The sequence below is a fragment of the Floccifex sp. genome, assembly GCF_051873555.1.
GTDB lineage: Bacteria > Bacillota_I > Bacilli_A > Erysipelotrichales > Erysipelotrichaceae > Floccifex.
The window spans coordinates 1-7,186 of the sequence record NZ_JBJEEY010000126.1; the positions used below are offsets into that span (position 1 = coordinate 1).

8 protein-coding genes are annotated in these 7,186 nt (G+C 32.8%); 1 reads left to right on the forward strand and 7 read right to left on the reverse strand.

Going from position 1 to position 7,186, the window contains the following annotated elements:
• Window positions 1-379, forward strand: a 379-nt coding sequence (locus ACI32A_RS07180) for a hypothetical protein (protein WP_439754359.1), incomplete at its 5' end; no start/stop codon positions are given.
• Here ACI32A_RS07180 and ACI32A_RS07185 read toward each other — a convergent pair.
• From ACI32A_RS07185 to ACI32A_RS07215, 7 genes are all read right to left on the reverse strand, one after another.
• A complete protein-coding gene (locus ACI32A_RS07185; RefSeq protein ID WP_439754361.1) occupies window positions 376-831 on the reverse strand; it encodes a threonine/serine exporter family protein in 456 nt (151 codons plus the stop codon). The two genes, ACI32A_RS07180 and ACI32A_RS07185, sit on opposite strands and share 4 nt — an antisense overlap.
• A 1-nt stretch (window position 832) precedes the next feature.
• Window positions 833-1,579: a threonine/serine exporter family protein gene (locus tag ACI32A_RS07190; RefSeq protein ID WP_439754362.1), complete on the reverse strand. Its 747-nt coding sequence runs from the start codon at window positions 1,577-1,579 to the stop codon at window positions 833-835.
• Window positions 1,580-1,649: 70 nt separating this feature from the next.
• Window positions 1,650-2,147, reverse strand: coding sequence for a dUTP diphosphatase (locus ACI32A_RS07195; protein ID WP_439754363.1), 498 nt, complete (start codon window positions 2,145-2,147; stop codon window positions 1,650-1,652).
• Complete coding sequence (locus ACI32A_RS07200; RefSeq protein WP_439754364.1) at window positions 2,144-2,611, reverse strand: DNA-deoxyinosine glycosylase; 468 nt, start codon at window positions 2,609-2,611, stop codon at window positions 2,144-2,146. The genes ACI32A_RS07195 and ACI32A_RS07200 overlap by 4 nt, the downstream gene beginning before the upstream one ends.
• Window positions 2,596-3,894 carry a 30S ribosomal protein S12 methylthiotransferase RimO gene (rimO, locus tag ACI32A_RS07205; protein WP_439754365.1) on the reverse strand — a complete coding sequence of 433 codons (1,299 nt, stop codon included), beginning with the start codon at window positions 3,892-3,894 and terminating at the stop codon, window positions 2,596-2,598. Before rimO ends, ACI32A_RS07200 begins: the two co-directional genes overlap by 16 nt.
• On the reverse strand, window positions 3,891-4,820 hold the full coding sequence (locus tag ACI32A_RS07210; RefSeq protein WP_439754366.1) for a 3'-5' exoribonuclease YhaM family protein: 930 nt from the start codon (window positions 4,818-4,820) through the stop codon (window positions 3,891-3,893). The genes rimO and ACI32A_RS07210 overlap by 4 nt, the downstream gene beginning before the upstream one ends.
• On the reverse strand, window positions 4,813-6,780 hold the full coding sequence (locus tag ACI32A_RS07215) for a glycosyltransferase (RefSeq protein WP_439754367.1): 1,968 nt from the start codon (window positions 6,778-6,780) through the stop codon (window positions 4,813-4,815). The genes ACI32A_RS07210 and ACI32A_RS07215 overlap by 8 nt, the downstream gene beginning before the upstream one ends.
• Between the last annotated feature and the right edge of the window lie 406 nt (window positions 6,781-7,186).

A 7,186-nucleotide genomic window follows, 5' to 3' on the forward strand; every position in this document is an offset into this window, starting at 1 on the left:
GATTATGATCAAACAATTTGATTCTGTAAAATTTGATACAGAAAAGAAAACAATGGAAATCTTAAATGGAACTGCAGGCATTTATCCTTATACAGAAATTATAGAATGTAAAAAAATAAATGAACTGGCTAAATATAAAGGAAAAGAAGAACCTTTTACACATATTTATTATGGAGGAAGAGTACAGGGACGCTGTTTTGGAGAAAAAGGCTTTTATGTGGGTTTGAAAATTACTTTAAAGAATGGTCAAATCTTAGCTATTTATATTTCTAAAGAAAAAGTCTATGCTGGAAATGATTTTCAAAAAAGAGATTATAAAGAAGCACAGGAAATCAAAGCTTTTATTGATAAAATTATTGAAAAATATAGAGAATCCTAACAAACGGATTCTCTTTTGGTTTTACATTGTGAATAAATTTTAAAGAAAGTGGAAACCAGTAAAATACCAACGGCTAATGATCCCGCCACTCCAATCATGTAACAACCTCTTTCCAGTGCTTTTAATAAAACACCTCTCATCGCATAAGTCATCATACGATATAAAGCAGCTCCGGGTACCAATGGAATTAAGGAACAAACAATATAGGTTGTGACTGGATTTTTATATTTTCGAGCTAATATTTCTGAGCAAAAAGATAAACACATGGCCGCTAAAAAATTCGATACATAGTCATTGATATTCAAATATATACAGAGTTTATAGACCGATCCACCAATGGCTCCTGTTATGCTGGCCCATAATAAATTTTTTCCTTTGATATTAAATAAAATTCCAAATCCTAAAGTTGCCAGAAAACTAGATAGGAATGCTTTTAAAATAACTTCAATCATATTACACCACACTAAAGACTACCATTACTCCTAAGGCAATGGCACAAGCACAGACAAGCGTTTCCATAACACGAGATACACCCGATAAATAGTCACCGGCAATGGTATCACGTATCGCATTGGTAAATGCCAATCCTGGAATCAACAACATAATTCCAGATATCACAATGATATTGACATCAATTTGAGGTACTATTTTTTTAAAACTGATGGATAAAGTTGCCAGAAGCATAGAAGCTAATACATTATTGATGAAATCATTCATTTTCATCATACTTAATAGCGATACCAGTAATCGAATACAAATACCAATTCCAAAGGAAACAATTATTTCCAATAATCCTCCATCAAAGAATAACGCAAAACCACCGGCTCCAATACCTCCAAATAAAGTTGTCATCCAAAATGAATATTTTGATTCATGTTCAATTTCATCTAATTCCTGAATCACTTGTTCAATGGAATACGAATGAATTTGTACATTTCGACTTAGAGCATTAATTCTTGATACACAATGAAGATTGACATTTCGATTTTTAATACGTGAAATCTTCGAAAACACTTGTCCATTATAGCCAATAGACAACATAATTCCTGTTGAAGTCACATAACTATCCACATCATCGACACAATATAACCCCGAACAAATACGAATCATCGTTTCTTCTACACGATAAACTTCGGCTCCGCTTTCCAGAAGCATTCGTCCTGCACGAATTCCAACATCTAATAATTTTTCTATTTCCATGCGTTTAGTATACAATTCATGAACAGATTTATCAACAATAAGAAAAAAAGTAAAGAATGCTTACACATCTTTACTTTCCTGAACTTCCCAATCTTCCACTTCCACGAAGCGAAGAAATATTTTTTAATTCATCATAAGAAAGTGTTTCACTTTCTAGTTGAGGCATTTGAAGTAAAACCCCCTGACAAACTGCTTTTTCATATGGATAAATAATGAACTGATTTTTAAAAGATTCATCCCATGTATCTACTACTTCTTTTTTTGCAATGCGAATAGGTTTATCATTGACATTGGTAATTGGTGCCATATATTCACCACGATACCCCGAATCAATTACACCCGCTCTTTGTGCCATTCCTTTTGTTCCAGTGGAGCCTCTTTCTTTCAACAACATAACATAGTTACAATCAAAGGCGCTGGCAACCCCTAATGGTACCAGTTTTGTTTGAAGAGAAGGAATTTCTAAATAGTCTTCTTCAAAACATGGATATAAATCATAACCCGCATCTTCTTCTCTTTTACTTGGAAGAACCGCTTCTTCTTTTACTTTGGCCCAATATAGTTTCACAGTAATTCTCCTTTGTATATTTTGACTAAATCTTCCAGCTTAAATTTAGCATTGGCACTGGATGTTGATGGACAACAAACCGATGGTAAAGCATAATATTTCTGCAGCAGTTGATAACTCGTTTTTCCGTTGCAGATGATTTTTTCAATCGATGGATTGTCTTTTAATAATTGCGGAATATCGTTGGCAATGATTTCCTTAATCGAACTATCCGAACTTCCTTTTCGAATACAAGAATGACAAATATCCCAAAGCGCAATTTTCTGTTCTTTCAACAATTCCAGTTTTTCTTCTTTGGTTTGTACTGGCATATGATAAATTTCTTCCAGTACTTTCCAGAATCGATTCGATGCATTGGCATAATACATGCCTTGTTCTAAGCTGACAACGCTCGGCATCGAACCCAAAATCAATATATGATCGTCTTTATGGACGATATAATCAAATCCTATGATTCTAGACATATTCCATATAAATCATATACACCCGCATCTTCAATGCGAACTTGTACAAACGAACCCAACGCAATGTCTTGATCACTGGTAAAAATAACTTGTCCATCGACTTCATCTGGTGCATCGGCTGCACTTCGTCCTCGATATGAATTTTTAAGACCTTCTTTTTCTTCAACCAGTACTTCAATGACTTGTCCAATTTTTTCTTTATTTTTCTGATAAGAAATCGATTTTTGAAGTTCCATCAATCTTGATAAACGATCTTGTGCAACATCTTCATCTACTTCTTCTGTCATTTGATATGCAGGTGTATCTTCTTCTTTTGAATACGTAAAAGCACCCATTCGATCCCATTTTGAATGTTTAATAAATTCCATTAATTCATTAAAATCTTCTTCTTTTTCACCTGGAAAACCAACAATAAAAGTGGAACGAAGCGTTGGCTGTTCAAACATGGATTGAATTTTCGATAAAATTTCATAGGCATGTTCTTTGGTTCCTCTTCGATTCATAGCTTTTAATAAGCGATTATTGGCATGTTGCATGGGAATATCAAAATAAGGTAACACTTTTTGACTTTCTTTGATGGCAACTAAAACATCATCTTCAATTTCATCTGGATACATATATAAAATACGAATCCAATGTAAACCTTCAATTTGATCCACCGCTCGAATCAAATCCGCCAACATCAATTTTCCATAATTATCCAATCCATATTTCGTTGTATCTTGGGCAATCAAAGTCAATTCTTTGACACCATAACTCGCTAATTGCTTCGCTTCTTGTACAATATCTTCGATCATTCGACTTTTTTGTTCGCCTCGAATCAATGGAATGGCACAATATGTACAGTGATTGGAACACCCATCACTGATTTTTAAATAAGCACGCCATGGTTGCGTGGAAAGAACACGTTCAAATTTATGATACGACATAGAACAATTTAAGGCTTCTTCTAATCTCATCGCAAATTGATTGTAATCTCGAATCGGAATAATCGCATCGATTTCTGGTATTTCTTCTTCTAATTCTTTTTGATATCGCTGCGCTAAACAACCACAGACAATTAGTTTTTCACAATTTTTTTCTTTATATTTTGCCATTTCAAAAATAGTCGCAATGGATTCTTCTTTAGCACTTGTGATAAATCCACATGTATTAATGATAATAGCCTGGGCCTGGTTTGGATTTCCTACAATTTCATGGTGATTTCGCTTGATCATTCCCATGATTTGTTCAGAATCCACTAAGTTTTTAGAACACCCCAGTGATACAAATCCAATTTTCATTCTTGATCCTTTCTACGATAGACCATACGATTTTCCAGTGCAAAAATACGAGGCCCAAATTCACCGGATTGACAAATATCAATGCTTTCTTTCATCATATATAAACGTGAATCCAAGTTATCCACTGTACTTAATACCTCTGCTTCGGGTGTCATAGGAACCACAGGAGAACCAAATTCCATTTTTCCATGATGTGATAGAATCATATGTTTCAATAATAAAATACTTTCCTGATCTTGTAGATTTAATTCATGACAAACACGATCCACTTTCATTGCCAAAATACTGATATGTCCTAATAAATTGCCTTGTGCTGTATATTCTGGTAAAACTGGCGATGAAAATTCTTCAATTTTTCCTACATCGTGTAAAATACAAGCACAAATTAAAAGATCGACATCCAGAAATGGATAGAGTTCACATATTTTTAAAGATAAACGAACCATTGAAAGAGAATGATACGCCAATCCTCCAACATAATTGTGATGATTTTTCTTTGCAGCGGGATACGAATAATAGTCTTCCTGCACTTCATCTAAAATAGTTTGTGTTAAAATCGCCAAGTCCTGGTTTTTGACTTCATTTATATAGAACTCAATTTCTTTTTTCATTTCATCTGCTTTCATAGGCGCCTGACGAACATAGTCTGTGATTTTTTCTTCAGGCAATTCTTTGAGTGTTCGAACCTTTAGTTGAATCGCATTCTTATGTAAGATGACATCTCCAGTTGCCTGTACAATCATTCCTACGTGATAGCTTTCTACTTGTTCGTCGGTTAAGTTCCAAAATTTGGCATCGAGTATTCCTGTTGAATCTTCGAGTGAAAGCGATAAATACGGTGTTCCTTTTACGGTCTTGGCTTTATCGCATCTGGAAATCAAACAAGGAAGACTGATTTTTCCTTCTTCTTTTATATCTTTAATCATTTTCTAACTCCTTTAATTTTTCATGAATCAAAGAGATATGAAATCCCTTGCGAATACAATACGTTTTTATTTTATTATATTTTATATCATCTTCAAAATGAGAATATAAACGATTTGCTTTTTTGATGGCCTGTACAAGAGATTGTTCATCATAGGTATCTTCAATTTCTAGAGTTTGAAACGCATTTAAAGAATCATCAAAAGAAAAACCGGCATTCATGCATTTTTGAATAATTGTTCGCTGTAATAAGTTTTTGGATTGTGCCGAAGAATATGTTAAACTTTTTTGAGCATACAAAATCGCGTTTTCTTTTTCTTTTTGTTCATCTAATTTCGATATAGATTCTTGAATGAATTCTTCATCTATATGAAGAGAATGAAATTTACGTTCAATTTCTTTCATGCTCTTTCCTTTGTATTGCCAGTAATTTGCTTTATCAATGGCATATAAACGATCATCTAGTAATAAATGCTGATGCAGCATTTCTAAAATTACATTGATATCTTCCTGACATAAATCAAATTTTTTCTGACAGTATTGTTTCACTTCAAATGTGCAGCAACTGTGTTGCAGTACATATTTTTTTACAATCAAATACGATTTATAGACTTCCTGCAATTCACAATAATTTTCATATAAATCACGATCCATTATTGATTTATCTTCAATTTGCAAATCTACTACATCTTCCATTGGAACAAGAATTTTATTGGATTCATTGTCTTGTTCGCTATAAATTATCAATTCAAAGAAATCTGAAGAAGGTACAATTTTTTCAACTATATATCTTTGATCGTATTGTGAAATCGCATATTCATAGACTTCTTCTACATTTTTTCCAAATATTTCTGTATTATATGGAATTGTTTTTTCAATACAAGACTGTGAAACCGATTGTCTGATTTCCTTTGGCTGGGCAAAAAACGCATCCCATTTTCCAGCTAGTTCTTCTTCATCATCGAAATAATATCCCGTAGTCCCTTCATCAATTAATTCCGATAACACTTCGTCTCTTCGACCAAAGACACATAAACCACTTGCTAAGGCTTCAATATATGTCATTCCTTGTGTTTCTGATGTTGAAGCGGACACAAAACAATCAAATGGTGAATAATAATAAGGCACCATTTCTTTGTTTACCATTCCTGTGAAATGAACACGATTGTTCAAATCCAATTCATTGACCAATGATTTATAGTACTCCAAATCCGTTCCTTTTCCAACAATCACTAAATGAATGTCTTTATTTTGACATAATTTTATGGCTTTAATTGGAATGTCAATGGCTTTTTCTTTCGCAATTCGACCCACAAACGTCACAACTGGTGTATCTTCATTTAATCCTAAAGAAGGACGAATCGAAGACAGTTTTTCTGGATTTAATTGATGACAATCAAAGTGTGATAAATCCAGTCCCGTGGGAATCACAAATATTTTTGAAGTGGCTCCATATCCCATGAGTCTTTTTTTTGTTTTCATGCTAGGTGCAATGACAGCCGATGAATGATTCACCCACCATTTTGAAAGTTTACGAATAATTTTCTTTTCACCTTCATCAATCAATTCCAAGTCAAATGGATTTAAATAATGTGTATAGTCTTCATACATAGTATGGTATGTATATACAATTGGGATATGTAAAGTCTTAGCTACACCTCGTGCAAACATTCCAATTCCCGCTTCTGTTTGTACGTGAATCACATCTAGATTCATTTCTTTAATGTAGTCGTATCCTTTAAAAGAAATAGGAGACGATAATTTATATCCATAAAATTTCTTTAATTCCAATCCTGGTAAACGTAAAATATTTTCTGAAAAATCGATGCTTTTTCCTTTGTGATTGGATATCACATATACTGTATGTCCTAATTGTTCTAATGCTTCTTTTAAAGTCGCAACACTGGAAACAACACCATTAATATCTGGATAATACGCATCTGTAAATAAACCAACTCGCATAATTTTATACCTCTTAAGTATTAATAATATATCAAATAAAAATTAAATATCAACGTTGAAAATTCTAAAAAAAGTCTAAACAGAACAAAACCGGCATATGCCGGCCTGTCCATAAATTTAAGAAAGGGAATTTGATTATGAAGGGTTTTATAACCCCTTATCATTCTAACACACTAATAATCAGATGTTAAAGTCAAATTTAGCGAAATCGTTAAAAATTATAAAAAAATTACAATTTTGGCTTAAAAATATGTATTAATAATTATGATTCATTAAATTTCTTTCAAAAAAGATAAAAAAATTAGACAACATTGGACAATAATTTAATAAAAGTATTTTTATATAAATTAACGCTAAGTTCAACTAAAAAGTTGATGAAGGTAGTCTAAGCCACTGATTGTAAATC

What these genes read in the sequence shown, in the direction of transcription:
- ACI32A_RS07185 (WP_439754361.1), bottom strand. Translation starts at nt 831, where the DNA reads ATGATTGAAGTTATTTTAAAAGCATTCCTATCTAGTTTTCTGGCAACT.
- ACI32A_RS07190 (WP_439754362.1), bottom strand. Translation starts at nt 1,579, where the DNA reads ATGGAAATAGAAAAATTATTAGATGTTGGAATTCGTGCAGGACGAATG.
- ACI32A_RS07200 (WP_439754364.1), bottom strand. Translation starts at nt 2,611, where the DNA reads ATGTCTAGAATCATAGGATTTGATTATATCGTCCATAAAGACGATCAT.
- rimO (WP_439754365.1), bottom strand. Translation starts at nt 3,894, where the DNA reads ATGAAAATTGGATTTGTATCACTGGGGTGTTCTAAAAACTTAGTGGAT.
- ACI32A_RS07210 (WP_439754366.1), bottom strand. Translation starts at nt 4,820, where the DNA reads ATGATTAAAGATATAAAAGAAGAAGGAAAAATCAGTCTTCCTTGTTTG.
- ACI32A_RS07215 (WP_439754367.1), bottom strand. Translation starts at nt 6,780, where the DNA reads ATGCGAGTTGGTTTATTTACAGATGCGTATTATCCAGATATTAATGGT.